The following is an 18796-nucleotide window of genomic DNA, read 5'->3' on the forward strand; positions in this document are numbered from 1 at the left end:
ACCACAGAGGCACCGAGACACAGAGAAAGGCAAGAGAAAAACATGCGAGTTAGCTTTGATATTTTTGGAGCTTTCTTCGATTTTCTCTGTGCTACCTCTGTGTCTTGGTGCCTCTGTGGTGAGCCTTTTGGTCTTTAAACCTTAAATCGCTTTTGCCAGTTTCGCTGCAATACCAGTGTAGTTCGCCGGTGTCATTGCCAGCAGCAAATCTTTGGCGTCGCGCGGGATAGCCAAGCCTTCAACAAACTCTTGCAAGGCGGCTTTGGTGATGCCTTTGCCGCGTGTCAGTTCTTTCAATTGCTCGTAAGCGTTTTCTACTGCATAACGGCGCATCACGGTTTGTACTGGTTCTGCCAATACTTCCCAGGTCGCATCAAGGTCTGCAGCCAGGCGCTCTGGATTGGTTTCCAGCTTGTTCAGTCCGCGCAGGCAACTGTCGTAGGCCAGCAAGGTGTAACCAAATGCCACGCCGATATTGCGCAAGACAGTAGAGTCTGTCAGGTCACGCTGCCAGCGCGACACTGGCAATTTTTCTGACAGATGACGCAGCAGTGAATTAGCCAGACCCAGGTTGCCTTCAGAATTTTCAAAGTCGATAGGATTGACTTTATGCGGCATGGTGGATGAACCGATTTCGCCTGCCTTGGTTTTTTGTTTGAAATAGCCGACAGAAATATAACCCCAGATGTCACGGTTCAGATCCAGCAAGATAGTGTTGGCGCGCGCGAAGGCATCGAACATCTCAGCCATGTAATCATGTGGCTCAATCTGTATCGTGTATGGGTTATAGGTCAAGCCCAGGCGCTGCTCGACAACATTTTTGGAGAAGCTTTCCCAGTCATGCTGCGGGTAGGCAGACAGATGAGCATTGTAGTTGCCCACTGCGCCGTTCATCTTGCCCAGGATTTCTACCTGTTCTATGCGCTTGATGGCGCGCTGCAGACGTGCAACAACGTTGGCCATTTCCTTGCCCAGGGTAGTTGGGCTGGCAGTCTGACCATGTGTGCGGGACAGCATGGGCACTTCAGCATTTGCATGCGCGATTTCTGTCAGTTTGCTGATCAGTTTTTGCAGTGCTGGCAGCATCACCTCATTGCGCGCCGTCTTCAACATCATGCCGTGAGAAGTGTTGTTGATATCTTCAGAGGTGCAGGCAAAGTGGATGAATTCGCTGGCAGCAACCAGCTCAGGCACATCCTTGACTTGCTCTTTGAGCCAATATTCAACCGCCTTGACGTCATGGTTGGTGACGGCTTCGATTTCCTTGATGCGTTGCGCATCTGCTTCAGAAAACCCGGCAACGAGTTTATCGAGCAAGGCATTTGCTGCCGGGGAAAAAGCCTTGATCTCATCGAAACCGGCTTGTGACAAAGCTTGCAGCCAGGACACTTCAACTTTAACGCGATGATGCATGAAGCCAGCTTCAGACAAGGTGGCGCGCAAGGCATCCACTTTGCTTGCATAACGACCGTCGAGTGGAGAGAGAGCAGAGAGTGAGGATAGGGACATGATGGACTATAGAGATGGAATGACAGAAAGCCTTGCGAAAAAAACAACAAAAGTGTAGATTTTGCAAATCACCATGATTTGGCAAAAATTTACAATTGTTGTGCAAATACAGTTTTTTTTGCACCGAATACGCGATTTTACCATTTGAATGCGTTCAAATTATAGAATCGTAGTGATGTTGCTGCTCCGCACGTCTGCCCCCGCAAGCATGGGTTTACAGGCAGGCGATGCTATAATCCGCGCTAAACCTACTACCAGATTCCTATGAAACTTATTGGCTCCACCACTAGTCCTTTTGTCAGAAAAGTCCGCGTTGTCATGGCGGAGAAAAAACTTGATTACGTTTTTGTGCAAGAAAATGTGTGGGCAGCAGACACCACAATACAGCAATCAAATCCCCTAGGAAAAGTACCCTGTCTCTTGATGGAAGACGGTGGTGCCATGTTTGATTCGCGCGTCATTGTCGAATATATAGACACTCTGACACCAGTCGGCAAGCTCATTCCTTCGCAAGGCCGTGAACGTGTGGAAGTTAAATGCTGGGAAGCCCTGGCAGATGGCATCATGGATGCCGCCATTCTGGTTCGTCTGGAAAAGACCTTGCGCCCGGCTGAACAGCAAAGTCAGGAATGGATAGACAGGCAAATGAGCAAGGTGCATGCAGGTCTGAAATCCATGTCCAGTGGCCTCGGTGATACCGCGTTCTGTACCGGCAATCACCTGACCCTCGCTGATATCAGCGTTGCCTGTGCACTGGGCTGGCTGGGCTTCCGCTTCCCGGAAATAGACTGGCGTGGTGACTATCCAAATCTCGCAAAACTGTTCGATAAATTATCGGAACGCGCTTCTTTCAAAGACACTTTGCCACAATAAATACAAAAAGCCGGACTGAAAACTAAAAGGGATGTAGCGCAAGCTCCATCCCTTTCGTATTTTTAGCCAAGCAAAAATTGCTCTGACTTATTCTTCTGTGGACATTTGTGATTGCAAATAATTCTGGATACCGATTTTCTCGATCAATTCCAGCTGCGTTTCCAGCCAGTCTATATGCTCTTCAGTATCTTCCAAAATGACCTGGAACAAATCGCGAGACACATAATCGCCGACTGCTTCACAAGTGGCGACACCTTCCTTGACTGTCTTTTGCGCAGCAACTTCCAGCTTCAAATCGCATCCCAGCATTTCTACCGTTTCTTCACCTATCATCAGCTTGTGCAGGGCTTGCAGATTTGGCAGACCACCCAGCATGAGGATGCGGTCGATGAGCTTGTCAGCATGCTTCATTTCGCCTATGGATTCTTCGTATTCCTTCTTGGCTATTTTTTCAAAACCCCAATGCTTGTACATGCGTGCATGCAAAAAATACTGATTGATCGCACTCAATTCATTGGTGAGTTGTGCATTAAGCAGTTTGATGACTTTCGCGTCGCCTTTCATGGCTTTCCTTCCTGTGGCTATGGATATTGTTGGTGAGGTGTTTGCTGACGAGCTTTATGCTTGCAGGCTTTTATCACATGATAGATCATTCAGTGGCAGTTGCAAAACGAAGATGACCTACATCACTGAATTAGCGTGATTCAATGCTTGAAGAAGACAATTCCTCACTTGATTGAGGTCACGAAGCGCAATTATTCTCATTTAGTTTTCTGATTGCCTGAGAAAAAATCGGTGTACTGGCAGGGGCTTTGGTTCGCTTTCTCTTCCCCATTTTTTTGAAAATCAGCGTTCTGATATTCTCATTTTTGTGGTGGAGCCATCAGTGAATAACATGGAGCTGCTTCGAGTTTCTTTATTTCCTGGATTTTACTACAACGATTATCACAGCATTTTTCCCCATCAGCAAATTGCTCGTAACTACTCTGATATTTCAGGGTATGGAAAGTCAGATATCTGCCAGATGAATAAGCGGATGAGATTGGCAGTTTATAATGTGCGCTTGCAAAGAAGCGCAAGTCCCACCATCAACAACGAAGTAAACTTTGCGCTTGCTCAGAATTAAACAGTGACCGGAAAATGCTTTCCAGATTACGGTTCTGACATTTCTTCAAATTTAAGCTTCTACACGACATGAACTCATTTTCCCGCTTTTTATTTTCTTCAATGCTGCTTATTTCTACCAATGTCTTTGCGGACGTTTATAAATGCGTCGACACAGCGGGCAAGATTTCCTACAGTCAGAATCCCTGTCGTGACGCAAAGAATCTTCAGCAAAAAGTGAATATCAATATAGCTACGCCCGCCGTTTCGCCTGATGCTCAGAAAAATGAACAGAGCCTTGCCAGGAAAAACGAAGAATTCAAACAGAGAAGAGCTCAAAAAAATGATTATGAAAGTTGCCTGGCCAGTAAAGTCAGTCCTGTTTGTATTGGCCCAAACGAAATCGCAACCCGGAGAACTATAGTGCGATAGAGCAGCCATTCTGCGACATTGATGTCCATGATGACTATGGGCGGGTAATTTGTCGCAATATTTTTTGTGTTTTTAAGAGAGTAAGTGGGACTTAACTATTCTCTTATTTCAAATTGCTGCGATGGAATTTGCGATAGTGTTATACTGGCATTGTTAATCTGATAATTTTAAAAATCCGTTCAAATCATTCTGAAAATATTGTGCGCTTATGATTTGAGTGCTCGGAACTCTTCCTTTGCAATAGTCTGAAAGGATCTGATAGTGCAATACAGTGCCATTGCTTCATCATCTTCAAATGCAGAGTCGGCAAAACATCGTCGTATGAACACCATTCGCCTAGTCTTTGCTTCGGCGTTACTTGCCACGCTGACGACTTCATGCGCGCAAAGCCCTGGTGCACTGGCGCAGGGAAAGAGTTCCCCGGGTACTGCCTCTTCCTCAACTTCTATCGCTAACAAGAAATCTATGGAAACCTCTGATCAAAATGCATCTCCAGAAGTGCCGCAAATGACTGCCGAGGAAATCAGTAGGCGCATGCTGGACCTGATGGGCAAGATTAAAACGGCTGAGGATATTTCTGCCAAAAATCTAGAAATCGCGACTGGCCTCAAGGTCTACGTTAATGCTGATAATCCCGGTAAATATGCGACTGGAGCAAAAATTACCGATACCTGGTTCTTTAACATTAAAGTGATATCCGGTAGCAAAGACGGCAAAGCCAGTCGGCTGATATTCTCGTTTGACGACCAAACCCATAGCGGTGCCGATATGACATCGATCTGCAAAGTCGATTTTGACGCCTATAAAAAACGACTGATTGAATTCGGTTTTCAATCAGAGCCTTACTATGGCGAACACAATCGACTCATTTATTGGAATTTCTCGCGCGGTAAAGTCGAATTACAAATTTCCATTCGTGGAGAAAGTGACGAAAATGTGAAACACGATTGTGTCTCCATGATAGTCATTGACGTCTAGAGGGGAAGTCACATGACCGGACCGAATCCCAAATCCAATGCGGCGCCACCGACTGCTGAGCAAAAGCTTGATAAGATCATCAAGGACTTTGGTAATGCCAACAAGACCGCGAACAATAATCCCGGTGATGACTTGGCCAAGCTTCTTGAGGTTTCTCCTGATCTGAAGAAGCGCATTCTTGAATCAGTCGATAAAGGGTATTTAACTAAATTTCAGGCACTTCCTGCCAATTCTGGCACAGGCGGTTCGTATGACCCGAGTGCAAAAGCCATCAATGTACCGATGAATGTACTCCAGAAAGCTAGTACGAGCGAACGCGATAAGGGTGAGCTGATTTTTGTGATGGGTCACGAAATCCAGCATTCATTCAACGCTGCCGCAACCAAAAAGATAACCCAGGATTTCCTTGATGGGACTAAGGTACTGGCAACGAGCAAGGCATCGCCACATGACTATACCAAAGTGACTGATGATTTTATCCAGGCTTCTCGTAAAGACGAGGCCTCTGCGCATATTGGTGGCTTCAATGCGATTGCTTCGCAAGCCAGGAAAGCCAACCCCAAAGCAACGCTTGAAGACATTTACGATACTGCTCCGGGGCGCATGCAGGATTTCATTACTGTGAGTGGCACGCCAGGAAATTATAACTACGCGATGAAGCCGGGCCTGACTGTCGATGCTGACATGAGCATGCCCTATTCAAAGGACAATGTCGCAGCCATGGGCAAGTATTACTTTGATAAATCTGCAAAGGAGTCCAGGCTTGGGTCGAATCACAATCTCGATTACGCCAACTTCTACGGTAGTTGGGCAGTCAATGTTGCTGGTAACAATGAGAAAGCGTATCAGGATTTTTATCACAAAACTGACAAGAAATACACCACCCCGGAAGTGCAGTTCGACATGAAGCGACTGGGCTTGCAACAAGACCTGATCAATCAGAATGTAAAATTTTCAGACAACAAAGCCTTCTCTTATGTCGATACCAGCGATGGCAAGAAGCAGTCTGCAACTTTCGATCCGAACGCGCATCCTGCTCCTCCTGTAAGTCCTGTCACCAGCCATGCATTGGCGAAGGATATCAAACTTGATCTGCCTGACGGAACATCAGTCCCGCTGAACTCGTCGAAGGCCGTGCCCATGTCGCCTGCCAAAAACAGTGCAGACCTGCTCATGGGTGACGACACGCCGTCCAGTCGTTTGCTCAGGAGTGTGCCTGAATCACTTAAAGCTGTTCAACCCAAGCCGGGGTGAGCGCAAGAATTTACATAAAAATGTAACCAGGAATAGGGATGCTTGCAACTGCCCTGAGTTTTATATTTGTATATGCCGGTGTTGATAATTGAAAGGACCTGGTTATGCAACCCAGAGTTTTTGCTTCGTCATCTCTCTCATCTTCAAATGCAGAGCTGGCAACGTATCTCCGCATGAGCACCAGTCGTTTGGTCTTCGCTTTGGTGCTAATTGCCATGCTTTCGACATTTTTGTGCGCAAAGCCGTGGCGCACTGGCAGAAGGAAATAATTCTTCTGCTACCTACTCTTCCTGAACTTCTATCGCAAACAAGAAATTTATGGATACCTCTCATCAAAGCGTATCGCCGGAAGTTCCACAAATGACTGCTGAGGAAATCAACAAGCGTATGCTGGACCTGATAGGCAAGATTAAAACGGTTGAGGATATTTCTGCCAAAAATCTGGAAATCGCGACTGGTCTCAGGGTTTACTTTGATCCTGCAAATTCCAAGGAATATGGAACAGGAGCGAAAATTACTGATACCTGGTTCTTTAATATTACCGTGATCTCCGGCAGCAAAGATGGCGAGCGCAGCCGTTTGCTATTTTCCTTCGACGATCAAACCAATAGCCACGCCGATAAGACCCCGATCTGCAAAATCGATTTTGAAGCTTATGCAAAACGACTGAACGAACTCGGCTTTCAACAGAAGCCTGTTTATGGCGAACACGGTCGTCGCGTTACCTGGATTTTCTCACGTGATGAAATTGTGATTCATATCGACATTCGTGGAGAAAGCAAAGAAAAGCCTGATCACGATTGCGTCTCTACGATTACCATTAGCGCTTAAGGTGGATGACTATCGATTTGCACTGAAAAGTGCCCCATTTTGCTGAATATTCTACATCTATTGTGACCTGCGTTTAGCAAGTAATTCTACCTGTCTTGATGGCAGCCCTAATCAGGAGGTGGAAGGTGGATCAAACTGATAGGGATAACTCAGCAAACAAACGAGCACACGCTCAAGCGAGGGATTCTAAACTCGATTTGATTGAAGGCATAGTACACTGGCGAACTCGTTAAAGAGTGGGCCGTCGTCGACTCTAAAAAACTGCAGACATGTTGATCGGCCACGATACTTCATTAAATTGCATGCACGGGAGCTTACCGGAATCGCTCAGAGCCGGCCAATCCCAACGGGTGAGTGTAGAAATTTTCACGAAAATATGCAACAGGAGTATGCAGCTTGCAACTAAGCTGGGTTTTCCAAGGAATCATCTATCCACTTGATCAAGGCACTATTAACGGCGAAAGGTTGTTCGAGTGTGGACGCATGGCCGCATTGAGGGATGACCGTCAATCGCGCGGCGGGAATAGCTGCTGCGATTTCTGCGGCTAATTCTGGTGGGGTGAGAATATCTGAATCTCCTACGAGAACAAGCGTCGGTACTGAAATAAATGATAGGCAGGAGCGACTATCTATACGCGAGATAATTGCATCAGTCTGCCGCTCAAAAGCATCGATGCCAACTGCCATCGCCATCCGGATATTTATTTCGCGCAAGTTGGCGTCACCCTTATGCGATGGGTGGACAATGGAATTTAAAGCTTCTGATGCGAGCGTAGTAAAGTCACCTTCGCGGAAGTTTGCAACCATGGCTCGACGTTGTTTGATCTGCTCAGCACTATCCGCGCGCGCCGATGTATCTAGAAGCGCAAGCTTGAGTACGCGCTCTGGTGCCTGTCGCATGATCTCAAGGCAAATATAACCACCCATTGAAATGCCGGCGAGTGCAAATTGAGAGGGTGTTGTGGCCAGGATTGTGGACGCCATCTCGGCTATTGATTTTCCCTCCAGCGTCGATGCAATAGTCACGGGACCAAACTGCCACAAAGCAGGTATTTGGAAGGCGAAAGCTTCTGCTGAACAAAGCAATCCGGGTACTAGGACAATAGGCTGCATTTACATATCCAGAAGGATCCAGTTAAATTATTGTAGGATGCAAATTCCGACGTTTGACGCTAATGCTTTGTCAGGAATAAATTTTCCGGGTCGATCATGGCGCGAATTTTCAATACCCGCACAAATGTTCCAGGAAGCCAGAGCACAGTTTGTCATGCCGCTGGTGAGATTGATAACGCAGATAAGGCTAAGTAAGTCCGGCCTGTCATTTATCCGGATAGCCATTGTAAAATTCACTGGCTATTTTCCACTGTTGGTTGATTTTGATAAGCTGAATTACTTTCCATCCCTTTCCCTGATAGTCCTGGTCCCTGCCGGCGCTTTCATAGTCTAGCGAAATTTGGGCTAAACTTCCAAGCTGCTCGATTTTGATGTTAGAAAATCTTTGCTTCAACTTGCTGCCACTTTCAAATACTGATTTTCTGAAATCGGCGTATTTTTGTACGCTTTGCAGATCATATTTTTTGTTGCCGTTGATGTTGTCAGGGATGTACGAAAACGGAATATTCAGGTCCAGAAGCTGTGATTCAAATAAAACCCGGTCACCGTTTGAGAAGGCCTGGACATAATTCGCCAAAATTAGTCGTAACTGTTGATCATCCTGTTTGGCAGGTATATTCCAATCCGGTATTTCTGTATTGGCTGCGGTTACGGCACTTAGGTTCGTGATATTGCCGAGCGCGAGGAAGATCAGGGCAATCAGAGTTTTATTAGACGACAGCTTCATGGTTACTCCTGGTTGGTTGTTTATCGTGGTCAGGGTAATGCATGTCTATTACTGGTGCTATCGAATTTTGCTGATGACAGGTATTAAGCTTACTAATGGCTCACTTAGGTTGGATTAGAGGCTGATGAAGCCCGATTGATAAAGTCTATAAGTGGACGCTTATATTTTCACCTGATTGCATTTTTTTGAAATTCTCCAAGCATGTCGATCAGCCAAGGGCGAGTTCCATGCACTCCGAGAGGACTTATCTTGAGGTCGCACAAACACTGCTGCTTAAGCGGATCAACGGCCTTACCAGCACCGAGTCGGCCATCATCAAGGAAAATAAGGAAAGGCTGAATTTTCCGCAGAAATAAAAAAAAGCCAGATCGCGCAATTGCCGCAATCTGGCTTGTCCCGGGGAGGGGATTTTTTAGCTGCTCAGCGAGAAGCTGATCGTTGCCGTGGCAATCACTGTCAGGGCTTTGCCATCTTCAAAATAAGGTTTAAAAATAGCGCGCAATATGGCGACTTTGGCGGCTTCATCGAGGCGGTTGGAGCCGGATGATTTTTGTACATCGACTTTTTCTGCCTGGCCTTTTTCATTGACCAATATACGCAGGGTCACTTTGCCTTCTTCGCCCATGCGTCTGGACATGGCGGGATAATCTGCCTGTGGTGCGCGCACATATTCAACGGCACTAATCTGTTTTGGCTGTGCCGGAGCGGCTGGTGCCGGGGCCGTTTCCGCTTTTGCTGCAACAGGTGCCGGTTGTGGTGCAGGAGGGGCTGCCTGGGTGGTGATCTGGTGTACATCAGCCGGTATTTCTAGCACTGGAACGATATGCGGGACCACAGGTACGGGTACTTGCACTGTCGTCAGTTTTTTCAGAGGGACTGGCTTGGGTGGTGGTTCTGATTTTACTGCGGGTGGCTCGACAAAGGTCATGACGACTTCTTTGGGCAGTATTTGTACCGCATGCGTCAGCAGACCATGCTGCAGAGCGTAAAACAGGGCCAGGTGCGCTGCGACGATGGCACCAAGCGACAGGATGCGGGATTTGGGGGCAGTAAAGTCTTGTGGGGCTTGTTGTAGAGTAAGTGTGGACATGGTAAACCTCACGCAGTGACGGCGTTGGGCTGGAAGTGCAGTTGTTGGATGAAATTCTGAAAGCCGGATGCATTATTGCTTTTCTCATCGAGGCACTGGCGCATGACTTTGCGTGCGCAACCTGCGCATTTGCCGCAGCAAGTGCCTACATCGAGTTGCTCGCGCAGTTCGGCCATCGTGCTGGCACCCATGGCGACAGCCTGATGAATTTTCTTTTCCGATACATTATTGCAAACACATACAATCATGAAGCTACTCCACTAATGCAGATTTTTTACCGGTGAAGGCCAGTAACCAGCCCAATTTGCGCAATCTGGTTTTTTGCGCTGCCTTCTTTTCTACCAGGCTGGCCCACTGCTCGGATAATTGCTGGCAAGTGGCTTTGAGCACAGGTGCCAAATCCGGCAAATTCGCCAGCGCATTCAAATGTCTTTCTATGACTGATGCCAGCCTGGTGCTGGCTTGTTCAGCCTCTTCCTGGGTCTCACTATTTGCGCTGTTGACTGTGTAATGCGACATCAGATGCAATACTGCAGAAACCAGCAGTTCAGGCTGCTTGGATGTGGCAGTCAAACCCGATAATTCTTCGTTCATCAGCGTTTCACCTGGCATGTCCAGTCTCCAAGAATGTTCAGCGTTTCAGGCTGTCAATATCAGCTTGTTCAGTTGCGTAATGCGCAGCCGGTAAATGCGACCCGCATGATCAATTTCCAATTCACGCTTTTGCTGCATCAAGTCACCGCTCTTGATACGCGGCACTTCTTTTGTCGCCTGATTCGTTGCAACTGGCGTTGTCGCTGCTGTAATAGCTAGATCAGCGTGCTGGTGAATACCGTTAAATGTAGTCATATTTTACCTTGCAAATCTAAACGATAACAATTCTTATTTAGATTATTGAATATTCGAACATGTTTGGCAAGTGTTTTTTGTTGATATTCATCAGTTCAAGGTTTACTTTTGCCTTGCTCATTAAAGTGGCAAACTAAATACGCAGGAGAATTGGCGTGAAAGCAATGCTTTAGGCAAATGTGGACTACTTCTATATATGAGAGAGTTTGAGCTGCTTACCTGGGCATGGTCCGGTATGGATATGCCTGGGTAAGTGTCTGAGGTACTGTGCGGTGGGTTGGCAGTCTTGGGTACTTGGGTGCCGGGTGTATATGGCCTATATTATTTGGCAGGATGTTCAGCCATGGCCTCACCCATGCAGATGCCCTTGGCCGGTGTCCAGGTCGGGTTGAAATCCACCGTGCCTTTCGGGAATAGCATGACGACAGTTGAGCCCAGCAGGAATCTGCCCATTTCATCCCCTTTTTTCAAGATGATTTGCTGGTCATCGTAACGCCATTCGCGCACGGTGGCACTGCGTGGCGGGTTGACGATGCCATGCCAGGTAGTGGCCATGCTGCCAACGATGGTAGCGCCCACCAGTGTCAGCACAAAAGGACCAAAGGCGGATTCAAATACGCATACCACGCGTTCATTGCGGGCAAACAGACCAGGCACACCGCGTGCCGTGGTTGGATTAACCGAGAACAATGCGCCTGGCACATAGATCATGCGCGTCAGACGGCCATCGCAAGGCATATGTATACGATGGTAGTCGCGCGGGCTCAGGTACAGAGTGGCAAAACTGCCATCTTCAAACAGCGATGCCAGCTGGCTGTCGCCACCGACCAGGGCGGTAGTGCTATAGCTATGGCCCTTGGCCTGAAAAATCTGGTCTTTTTGTATAGGCCCGAACTGGCTGATGGCCCCATCTACCGGGCTCAGCAAGTCGCTGCTGGCGAACGGGCGTGCGTCCGCACGTAGCGGGCGGGTAAAAAATTCATTGAAGCTGGCGTAGCTGCTGATGTCTGGATTGGCAGCCTCTTGCATATTCACATTGTATTTGCCGACAAACCAGCGTATCAGGCTGGTGGTGAGCTTGCCTGCCTTGGCATTGGCAACTTTGCCAGCGAATACAGTCAGAGCCTGTTTTGGCATTAAATATTGGGGCAGGACGGCAAGGCGATCGGACACGGCGACTCACTTTTCAAAATGTACAGGAAGGCGATTATAACGTTGAGCGGGCAAAAGCCTGCTGTTTCTGCGCTAATCGCAGACGCATCGTGATAAATTGTTTCTCCTGAGCTAAGGTTTTTGCAAATGAGGGGGGCGTATGCTATCGTCAATAGAAATACTTATTATTGCGTCCCCATGTCTGATGATAGCCAGCTAATTGTGATTGATCAGATCCGGATCGGAATGTTCATCAAGCTCGACCTGAGTTGGTTTCAGCATTCTTTTCCGATGAACTCGTTCAAGATCACCAGTCAACATCAGATTGACGACCTGATCGCGCTCAAGCTCAAGCATGTACGCTATATCCCGTCCAAATCCGATCCTGTCGCTGTCAAGCCGCCCAATACTCCTCAGGCTGTGCCAGCTCAGGTAGCTGATACCGTGCCCAAAAAAGTGTATGCCAGCATCATGGATGCCAAGCGCGCACGTTTTGAAAAACTGCAAAAGCAGCGTGACGAAATTGCCCGCTGCGAAGAAAAATTCGTGCAGGCTGCCAGCGTGGTCAAAAATATCAACCGCCTGATTTTTTCCAGACCAAAGGAAACCATAGTCGAAGCAGGCAAGCTTGTCGATAGCATGTCAGAAGTGCTACTCAGCGGCAACGACACCGTCATGCACCTGATACAGCAGACTGCTGGCAATGAGGAATTGTATTTTCATACATTGAATGTCTCGGTGCTGGCGATGATGCTGGCCAATGAAATGAAATGCAGCGATGAAATGATCAAGGAAATAGGTATTGCCGCGCTGTTCCATGATTTGGGCAAGGTCAATGTGCCTGAGTATATCGTTCACAAGACCGAGCCACTGACAAGGCCTGAGCAAAATTTCTTCGAGTTGCATCCGGTATACGGGCTCGAAGTAGGTAAAAAAGCGGGCTTGTCGCCCGTGGTGCTGGACGTGATTGCCCAGCATCATGAATTCATGGACGGTAGCGGCTATCCACACCAATTGAAAGGTGACGCGATCAGCATGCACACGCGTATTGTGACCATCGCCAATGTGTACGATAATTTGTGTAACCACAATGACCCCAAACAGTCATTGACTCCGCACGAGGCCTTATCGACCATGTATGCGCACAGGCGTTCACAGTTTGATACTGCCATCATGGCTACCCTGGTCAAGAGCCTGGGTGTGTATCCACCAGGTACCCTGGTCAGATTATCTAATGAGGCCGTTGGCCTGGTCATGAATGTGAATGTAGGCAAGCCCTTGCGGCCACGCGTGCTTGTGTATGACGCTGAAATTCCCAAAGAAGATGCCATCATTCTGGATCTCGCAGAAGAAAGTAAGGAATTGTCCATCAATGCCAGCATCAGGCCAGGCTTGTTGCCAAGGGCAATTTTCAATTACCTGAACCCGCGTAAAAGGGTTAATTATTATTTTGACTCGCAATCGAAGAAAACACAGGGCGGCCCTATACCAGGCCAGAATTAGCAGAAATGACCGACGCCGGCATGTCACAGTCAGTAGCCGTTTTGAACCATGGATTACTGCGCCATATCATCAACCATAGTCGCGAAGCGATTCTGGTGGTGGATATGCAGCATATGGTATTGGTCGATGCCAACCAGCTTGCCTGCCTGATGCTGGCCTATACCCGGGATGAATTGCTGGGTTCGCCACTGGCAAATATAGAGTGCTCCTTGCAGGATGTATTCTTTTGGGAGGCCTTGCGGGCAGATGCGCAGGCTGAGGGTAGGGCTGTTGCCGAAAGCGAATGGATCAACCGCCATGGTGTTTCTTTTCCGGTAGAAAAACGCGTCTCGACTTTTGCTGATAGTGGCAAAGAGTTTTTTATCATCCATGCCGAAGACATTACCCACAGGCGCGAATTGGTCGATGGACATGTGCACCTGGTGGCACAATTGCAAAGCTCCCTCGATGCCACCGCTGAGGGTATCTTGTCGATAGACTTGAATGGCAATGTGGTGAACATCAACCAGCGCTTTTCTTCCATGTGGCAATTGAGGGATGAATTGCTGGCGTCGCGTGATGAAGTGCAGATGTTTGCCCATCTCAAGCATGCCTTGCAAGACGCCGACGGTTTTTTTGCCAGCCTCGAAAAAATCAAGGATGACCCCAATCTGGAAACCGAAGATCTGATGACCCTGAAAGACGGGCGTTATTTTATCTGTGTGTCCAAGCCAGAATTCATGCGCGACAGGCGGGTAGGGCGGGTTTTCAGTGTGCGCGATATTACACAGATGAAAGAAGCAGAGTGCAGTCTGGTGGCAGCCAGGGATGCAGCTGAGCGCGCCAGCAAGGAAAAATCACGCATGCTGGAAGCGCTGCTGATCAGTGAGTCACGCCTGCGCCGCCTCGTCAATTCCAGCCTCATCGGCATCATGCAGGGCAACCTCAGTGGCCGGCTTACCGAAGCCAATGATGTCTTGCTACAACTGGCGGGTGTGCAAAGGCGGGAGTTTGTCGAGTCTGGCATGAGCTGGCTGGAAAGAACCACAGAAGAAAGCCACACACTGCACCAGAATGCCATGGCAGAAATACGTCAGCATGGTCAGGCCAGGCCCTATGAAGGTGAACTGATACGCAAGGATGGCCAGCGTATTCCCGTCATGGTGGGGCTGGCGCAACTCGAAGGTTCACTGGAAGAGTGGGTGGGTTTCGTGCTGGACCTGACTGAGCAGCGCAAGGCTGACCGCATCAAGTCTGAATTCATTTCCGTCGTCAGCCATGAATTGCGTACCCCGCTGACGTCAATACGCGGTGCACTGGGTTTACTGGAAAGCGGCGTCGCCGGTGAGCTCACCGCCAAGACCATGCAACTCATCAAGGTCGCGCACAGGAATTGCCAGCGCCTCGGTGTGCTGGTCAATGACATCCTGGACATGGAAAAACTGGCCTCTGGCAAAATGGTCATCAATATAGAGCGCTTCGACCTCGTAGCCGTAACCAGGCAGGCAATAGAAGCCAATGCCGGTTATGCCCAGGCCCTGAATGTACGCTACTGCTTCACTGGTCACCCGGAAAACGCCTGGGCCATGGGCGACAATGTACGCGTCATGCAGGTATTTGCCAATTTGCTGTCGAACGCCGCCAAGTTTTCCCCGAATGGGGCTGAAGTGCAAATCCGCATTACCGACAATGCCGGTATTTATAAGGTCGAGGTTGAAGATCATGGGCAAGGCATACCCGAGACCTTCAGGGATCAGGTGTTCAAGAAATTTGCCCAGGCAGACGGCACCAATACCCGACAGCAAGGCGGTACCGGCCTGGGTTTGAATATCACCAAGACCTTCGTCGAAAAAATGGGTGGTGAAATCGGCTTTGAAACGGACGAGGGCAAGGGCAGCATATTCTGGTTTACGCTGCTTGCCTCCGCTCACCGCCGCCATGACAGATAGTCGCCAGACTTGATATTCTGGTATTACTCCTTATCTCCTCATTGCATAGACTCTGCCTGCTCATCGGTATATTCAGGGCAAGGTTTTAGCTAATTGGGTGGTAGTTAAAATCTATTGGATATTTAAAATCCATAGTGATATGCTTCTTACCGTTGTGGACATATTGTCCACCTTGTTACGTCATCAGGAGAATTTAATGAAAACTGTAGGTCAAAAACTCGACGCATTCAAAGTTCCAGCAGCCAAGCCAGGATTCAATCATCATGAAGAAAACGGCGTCTCCGCATTTGAAGACATTACCGAGGCTTCTTTCCCAGGTAAATGGAAAATCATTTATTTCTACCCAAAAGATTTCACATTTGTATGCCCAACTGAAATCGTTGAATTTGCCAAACTGACTAACGACTTCGCTGACCGCGATGCTATTCTGTTGGGCGGCTCTACCGATAACGAATTCTGCAAACTGGCATGGCGCCGTGAACACAAAGACCTGGACAAACTGAACCACTATGCGTTCGGCGATGCAACAGGCTCTTTGGTTGATATGCTGGGTGTACGTGATGTTAACGCCGGTGTTGCACTGCGCGCCACTTTCATTGTTGATCCTGACAATGTCATTCAACACGTTTCTGTCAACAACCTCAATGTTGGCCGTAACCCGACAGAAATCCTGCGTATTCTGGATGGTCTGCAAACAGACGAACTGTGCCCATGCAACCGTACAGTAGGCGGCGCAACTCTGTAATTCAGAGAGCGCATGCGGTAGATGTAGAATAAACCCGCTACGGCGGGTTTTAAAACCACTTTTTGATAGGTAAATACTATGGAATTCTTGAATTTAATTAAAAGTCGTATCCCTGATTACGCCAAGGATATCCGTCTGAACATCGATGGCACAATTGCTCGCTCCAGCCTCGAAGGCAATGATGCGGTAGGCGTGGCACTGGCGGCAGCTTTTGCTGCAAAAAGCACAGTGATCATTGAAGCCATCAAATCCAGTGGCGCAATCACCCCAGAAGAAATCAATGCAGCGCTGACAGCAGCGGCTTTGATGGGCATGAACAATGTCTGGTACCCATATGTAGAAATGGCAGACGATGCCGACCTGAAAACCCAGGCTGCCCAATTGCGCATGAATGCCTATGCAACCAATGGCGGTGTTGATAAACGCCGTTTCGAGATGTATGCCTTGTCGGCTTCCATCATCGGTAAATGCCATTTCTGTGTGAAATCGCATTTTGAATTGTTGAAGAAAGAAGGCATGTCGACCACGCAGTTGCGCGATGTGGGTCGTATTGCCGCTGTTGTGAATGCAGCTGCGCAGGTTATTTCTGCTGAGGCTGTATAAAGCTTTAAAACGATACCAGGGCGATAGCTGTGCTGTACAGCATCGCTTCTGGCTCGCCCTTTCAATTAAAATTGTGGACATTGGCAAAGATCAGTTTTGTGCCAATAATATCTTGTTTGCTTGCAGACAACGCGCTGGGTTGGTTGGTATGAGGAATGGATTCTGTCACCATAAGGCGATCACAAGATTCATTGCTTCAGAAACGCCCTGGCCTAGCGGACCGGTTCTTCACTACTGCTTGTTCTCGTGCGTGCTCAGGGAGTAGATTACCCTTCAGCGATACGGTTCCAAATCTGGTAGCTTGGTCGACTGATTCCTTCTGAAATAACCGGGGCGTTCTATGTCACGCGGCTTGCTGCCCTTGGAATCGTTGAGGCGCGACTCCTCACTGTATGACTAATTTCACCCTATTCACACCGACCTGAACTCCTTATTCTTTCGATATGGCATATGTTCATTTCGAATTTTTTCTTGCCTACCGTTTTTCAAATTGAATAAGGAAATCAAGATGCCCAAGTCGGTCGCTGTATTTATTATTGCTTTGTCTTTCGCTCCTGCTTTTGCAGGCAACTCGTCAGCACCCGAATCGGCTTCAGCTATGGCTTCACGAAATGCTTCGGCCAAGCCTGCAAAAGTCAAGAAACCTAAAAAGTCAACTGATAGTGCAATGGCCTCTGGGGAAGCTTCCGTGCCCGAGCACAAATGAGCCTGAAGGTGGGCTAGAGATGCCGGATTGAGATATATCTGAACAAGATATATTGGAACAATATATAGAGAAACCAAGCAATAGACTGCAGCACGAGGTGTGGCATTGATTTGACAGGCGTGGAATGTCGGACTGCATAGACTATATGAAACGCAGTAAAAAACCCTTGCTGCGCTAACTTTAATTGAATTTACAGGAAAGAATATGAGAACATTTTTAGTTGCCAGCCTGATTTTGTCATTGAGCGGTGCAGTTTTCGCGGCTGACTCATCCGCCCAGCAAGATAAGGCAAAAGCATGCAAGGCCCAAGCGGCAGGTAAGTCAGGAGACGAATTGAAAACCTTCATGAAGCAATGCATGAGTGCGGGTGTCGATACTGCGGCTGTGAAATCGGAAAGTCAGGACAAGGTAAAAAGCTGTCAAGCTGGGGCAAGCGGCAAAACGGGTGCTGAGCTGAAAGCGTATCTGAAGCAATGTTCTGGTAAATAATAGCTAGTTTTAATCGAGAAAAACGCCATCCTAGCGGTGGTGTTTTTTTTCGACTGTCGGAAATTACTAGAACTCATTTCATAAATAGGGATGAGTGCGAACAAGACGATTTGGGATGCAGTGCAAGGCGTGACGCGCAGCTAAGGCGTCCGCCTTCGCAAGCGGCACAACGCAGCAATGCGCCCAAATCGTTAGTTCCCGAAGGGTTTGCCTCATGACGTGTACCAGATAACATAGAATTTATTTTCGATGATGCAAGCATTAACTGCCGTGTCCGCATTGCCATTTCGCGTTATGAGGAAAACGCACCTCATTCATATTTATGAAATGAGTTCTACTAGTTCATACGTCGAACCTCGAAGTTTTTGGATGAGCTACACGCGTTTGTCAGAGCGCATCAATCATTCGTTTTGTGTTGACCATTGCGGGGGGCGGGCTTTTTCCTGACACTGAAAGATTCACTGGTCTTGTTTAATTAAATGCGTAAATGACTCATTGAGCTATAAGAGGAAAGTGGAAGGAGTATGACTAATTTCACCCTTCCCAGATCGTTGCCAAATATGTATTCTGGTTTTTGCAAATGAGCTGTGACGCGTGCCGCTTACGCGACCATCAATTAACCGACACATGCGCTAACAAACTTCTAACCGAATACGCACTTCAACATACCAACAAAGGTTCCTAATGGCAAACACAGCAGCAGACATCCAAAAGCTTTACATCGCCTACTTCAACCGTCCTGCAGATCCAAATGGTCTGGCTTACTGGATGGCACAAGGCCTGACACTGAACCAAATCGCCGACAGCTTCTCCAAACAAGCAGAATACGCCACCGTATTCGCTGGTAAAACAACAGAAGACACCGTCAACACCATCTACAACAACCTGTTCGGCCACAAAGCTGACGTAG

The 18796-nt window shown here is 48.0% G+C and carries 21 protein-coding genes and 1 pseudogene; 12 read left to right on the top strand and 10 right to left on the bottom strand.

Annotated elements, in window-relative coordinates:
* Nucleotides 1–141: 141 nt before the first annotated feature.
* Nucleotides 142–1509, bottom strand: a complete 1368-nt coding sequence (gene purB / locus ACO0LN_RS17335) for an adenylosuccinate lyase (protein WP_422975898.1) — start codon at nucleotides 1507–1509, stop codon at nucleotides 142–144.
* 264 nt (nucleotides 1510–1773) lie between these two features.
* Between purB and ACO0LN_RS17340 the strand changes: the two genes are divergently transcribed.
* Complete coding sequence (locus tag ACO0LN_RS17340; RefSeq protein ID WP_422975900.1) at nucleotides 1774–2382, top strand: glutathione S-transferase; 609 nt, start codon at nucleotides 1774–1776, stop codon at nucleotides 2380–2382.
* An 87-nt stretch (nucleotides 2383–2469) separates the two neighbouring features.
* Here the strand turns inward: ACO0LN_RS17340 and bfr are convergent, their stop codons facing one another.
* Nucleotides 2470–2946: a bacterioferritin gene (bfr, locus tag ACO0LN_RS17345; RefSeq protein ID WP_422949440.1), complete on the bottom strand. Its 477-nt coding sequence runs from the start codon at nucleotides 2944–2946 to the stop codon at nucleotides 2470–2472.
* A 322-nt stretch (nucleotides 2947–3268) separates the two neighbouring features.
* Here bfr and ACO0LN_RS17350 point away from each other — a divergent pair, with 322 nt between their 5' ends.
* The 5 genes from ACO0LN_RS17350 (at nucleotide 3269) to ACO0LN_RS17370 (ending at nucleotide 6981) form a co-directional block, all read left to right on the top strand.
* Nucleotides 3269–3508, top strand: a complete 240-nt coding sequence (locus ACO0LN_RS17350) for a hypothetical protein (RefSeq protein WP_422975902.1) — start codon at nucleotides 3269–3271, stop codon at nucleotides 3506–3508.
* Nucleotides 3509–3576: 68 nt separating this feature from the next.
* The gene (locus ACO0LN_RS17355) at nucleotides 3577–3918 is read left to right on the top strand and encodes a DUF4124 domain-containing protein (protein WP_422975904.1); all 342 of its coding nucleotides are present in this window, start codon (nucleotides 3577–3579) and stop codon (nucleotides 3916–3918) included.
* 261 nt (nucleotides 3919–4179) lie between these two features.
* On the top strand, nucleotides 4180–4896 hold the full coding sequence (locus ACO0LN_RS17360) for a hypothetical protein (protein ID WP_422975906.1): 717 nt from the start codon (nucleotides 4180–4182) through the stop codon (nucleotides 4894–4896).
* 12 nt (nucleotides 4897–4908) lie between these two features.
* Nucleotides 4909–6150, top strand: coding sequence for a hypothetical protein (locus ACO0LN_RS17365; RefSeq protein WP_422975908.1), 1242 nt, complete (start codon nucleotides 4909–4911; stop codon nucleotides 6148–6150).
* 318 nt (nucleotides 6151–6468) lie between these two features.
* Nucleotides 6469–6981, top strand: a complete 513-nt coding sequence (locus ACO0LN_RS17370; RefSeq protein ID WP_422975910.1) for a hypothetical protein — start codon at nucleotides 6469–6471, stop codon at nucleotides 6979–6981.
* A gap of 402 nt (nucleotides 6982–7383) precedes the next feature.
* On the opposite strand, the gene ACO0LN_RS17375 is transcribed toward ACO0LN_RS17370, so the two are convergent.
* The 7 genes from ACO0LN_RS17375 to asd form a co-directional block, all read right to left on the bottom strand.
* Complete coding sequence (locus tag ACO0LN_RS17375) at nucleotides 7384–8094, bottom strand: alpha/beta fold hydrolase (RefSeq protein WP_422975912.1); 711 nt, start codon at nucleotides 8092–8094, stop codon at nucleotides 7384–7386.
* A 205-nt stretch (nucleotides 8095–8299) separates the two neighbouring features.
* Nucleotides 8300–8821, bottom strand: a complete 522-nt coding sequence (locus ACO0LN_RS17380) for a hypothetical protein (RefSeq protein ID WP_422975914.1) — start codon at nucleotides 8819–8821, stop codon at nucleotides 8300–8302.
* A 412-nt stretch (nucleotides 8822–9233) separates the two neighbouring features.
* The gene (locus ACO0LN_RS17385; protein WP_422975916.1) at nucleotides 9234–9911 is read right to left on the bottom strand and encodes an energy transducer TonB; all 678 of its coding nucleotides are present in this window, start codon (nucleotides 9909–9911) and stop codon (nucleotides 9234–9236) included.
* Nucleotides 9912–9919: 8 nt separating this feature from the next.
* The gene (locus ACO0LN_RS17390; protein ID WP_422975918.1) at nucleotides 9920–10159 is read right to left on the bottom strand and encodes a (2Fe-2S)-binding protein; all 240 of its coding nucleotides are present in this window, start codon (nucleotides 10157–10159) and stop codon (nucleotides 9920–9922) included.
* Nucleotides 10160–10163: 4 nt separating this feature from the next.
* The gene (locus ACO0LN_RS17395; RefSeq protein WP_422975920.1) at nucleotides 10164–10523 is read right to left on the bottom strand and encodes a hypothetical protein; all 360 of its coding nucleotides are present in this window, start codon (nucleotides 10521–10523) and stop codon (nucleotides 10164–10166) included.
* A 27-nt stretch (nucleotides 10524–10550) separates the two neighbouring features.
* Nucleotides 10551–10760, bottom strand: coding sequence for a hemin uptake protein HemP (hemP, locus tag ACO0LN_RS17400; RefSeq protein WP_422975922.1), 210 nt, complete (start codon nucleotides 10758–10760; stop codon nucleotides 10551–10553).
* A 321-nt stretch (nucleotides 10761–11081) separates the two neighbouring features.
* Nucleotides 11082–11933, bottom strand: a complete 852-nt coding sequence (gene asd / locus ACO0LN_RS17405) for an archaetidylserine decarboxylase (protein ID WP_422975924.1) — start codon at nucleotides 11931–11933, stop codon at nucleotides 11082–11084.
* Nucleotides 11934–12110: 177 nt separating this feature from the next.
* Here asd and ACO0LN_RS17410 point away from each other — a divergent pair, with 177 nt between their 5' ends.
* The 4 genes from ACO0LN_RS17410 to ACO0LN_RS17425 all read left to right on the top strand — a co-directional run bounded on the left by ACO0LN_RS17410 (nucleotide 12111) and on the right by ACO0LN_RS17425 (nucleotide 16691).
* Entirely contained in the window at nucleotides 12111–13415 is a 1305-nt protein-coding gene (locus tag ACO0LN_RS17410; protein WP_422975926.1) for an HD-GYP domain-containing protein, read from the top strand.
* 20 nt (nucleotides 13416–13435) lie between these two features.
* Entirely contained in the window at nucleotides 13436–15343 is a 1908-nt protein-coding gene (locus ACO0LN_RS17415; protein ID WP_422975928.1) for a PAS domain-containing sensor histidine kinase, read from the top strand.
* Between the two features lie 196 nt (nucleotides 15344–15539).
* Complete coding sequence (locus ACO0LN_RS17420) at nucleotides 15540–16088, top strand: peroxiredoxin (RefSeq protein ID WP_110255121.1); 549 nt, start codon at nucleotides 15540–15542, stop codon at nucleotides 16086–16088.
* A 78-nt stretch (nucleotides 16089–16166) separates the two neighbouring features.
* Nucleotides 16167–16691 (top strand): carboxymuconolactone decarboxylase family protein, encoded by a 525-nt coding sequence (locus ACO0LN_RS17425; RefSeq protein ID WP_422975930.1) that lies wholly within the window; start codon nucleotides 16167–16169, stop codon nucleotides 16689–16691.
* 411 nt (nucleotides 16692–17102) lie between these two features.
* On the opposite strand, the gene ACO0LN_RS17430 is transcribed toward ACO0LN_RS17425, so the two are convergent.
* The gene (locus tag ACO0LN_RS17430; protein ID WP_422975940.1) at nucleotides 17103–17744 is read right to left on the bottom strand and encodes a hypothetical protein; all 642 of its coding nucleotides are present in this window, start codon (nucleotides 17742–17744) and stop codon (nucleotides 17103–17105) included.
* Between ACO0LN_RS17430 and ACO0LN_RS17435 the strand changes: the two genes are divergently transcribed.
* Both ACO0LN_RS17435 and ACO0LN_RS17440 read left to right on the top strand, forming a co-directional pair.
* Nucleotides 17638–17886 carry a PsiF family protein gene (locus ACO0LN_RS17435; protein WP_422975939.1) on the top strand — a complete coding sequence of 83 codons (249 nt, stop codon included), beginning with the start codon at nucleotides 17638–17640 and terminating at the stop codon, nucleotides 17884–17886. The two genes, ACO0LN_RS17430 and ACO0LN_RS17435, sit on opposite strands and share 107 nt — an antisense overlap.
* Nucleotides 17887–18570: 684 nt before the next feature.
* A pseudogene (locus tag ACO0LN_RS17440) lies at nucleotides 18571–18796 on the top strand (hypothetical protein); the annotation flags it as partial.

This window comes from Undibacterium sp. TC9W (assembly GCF_049339865.1).
GTDB lineage: Bacteria > Pseudomonadota > Gammaproteobacteria > Burkholderiales > Burkholderiaceae_D > Undibacterium.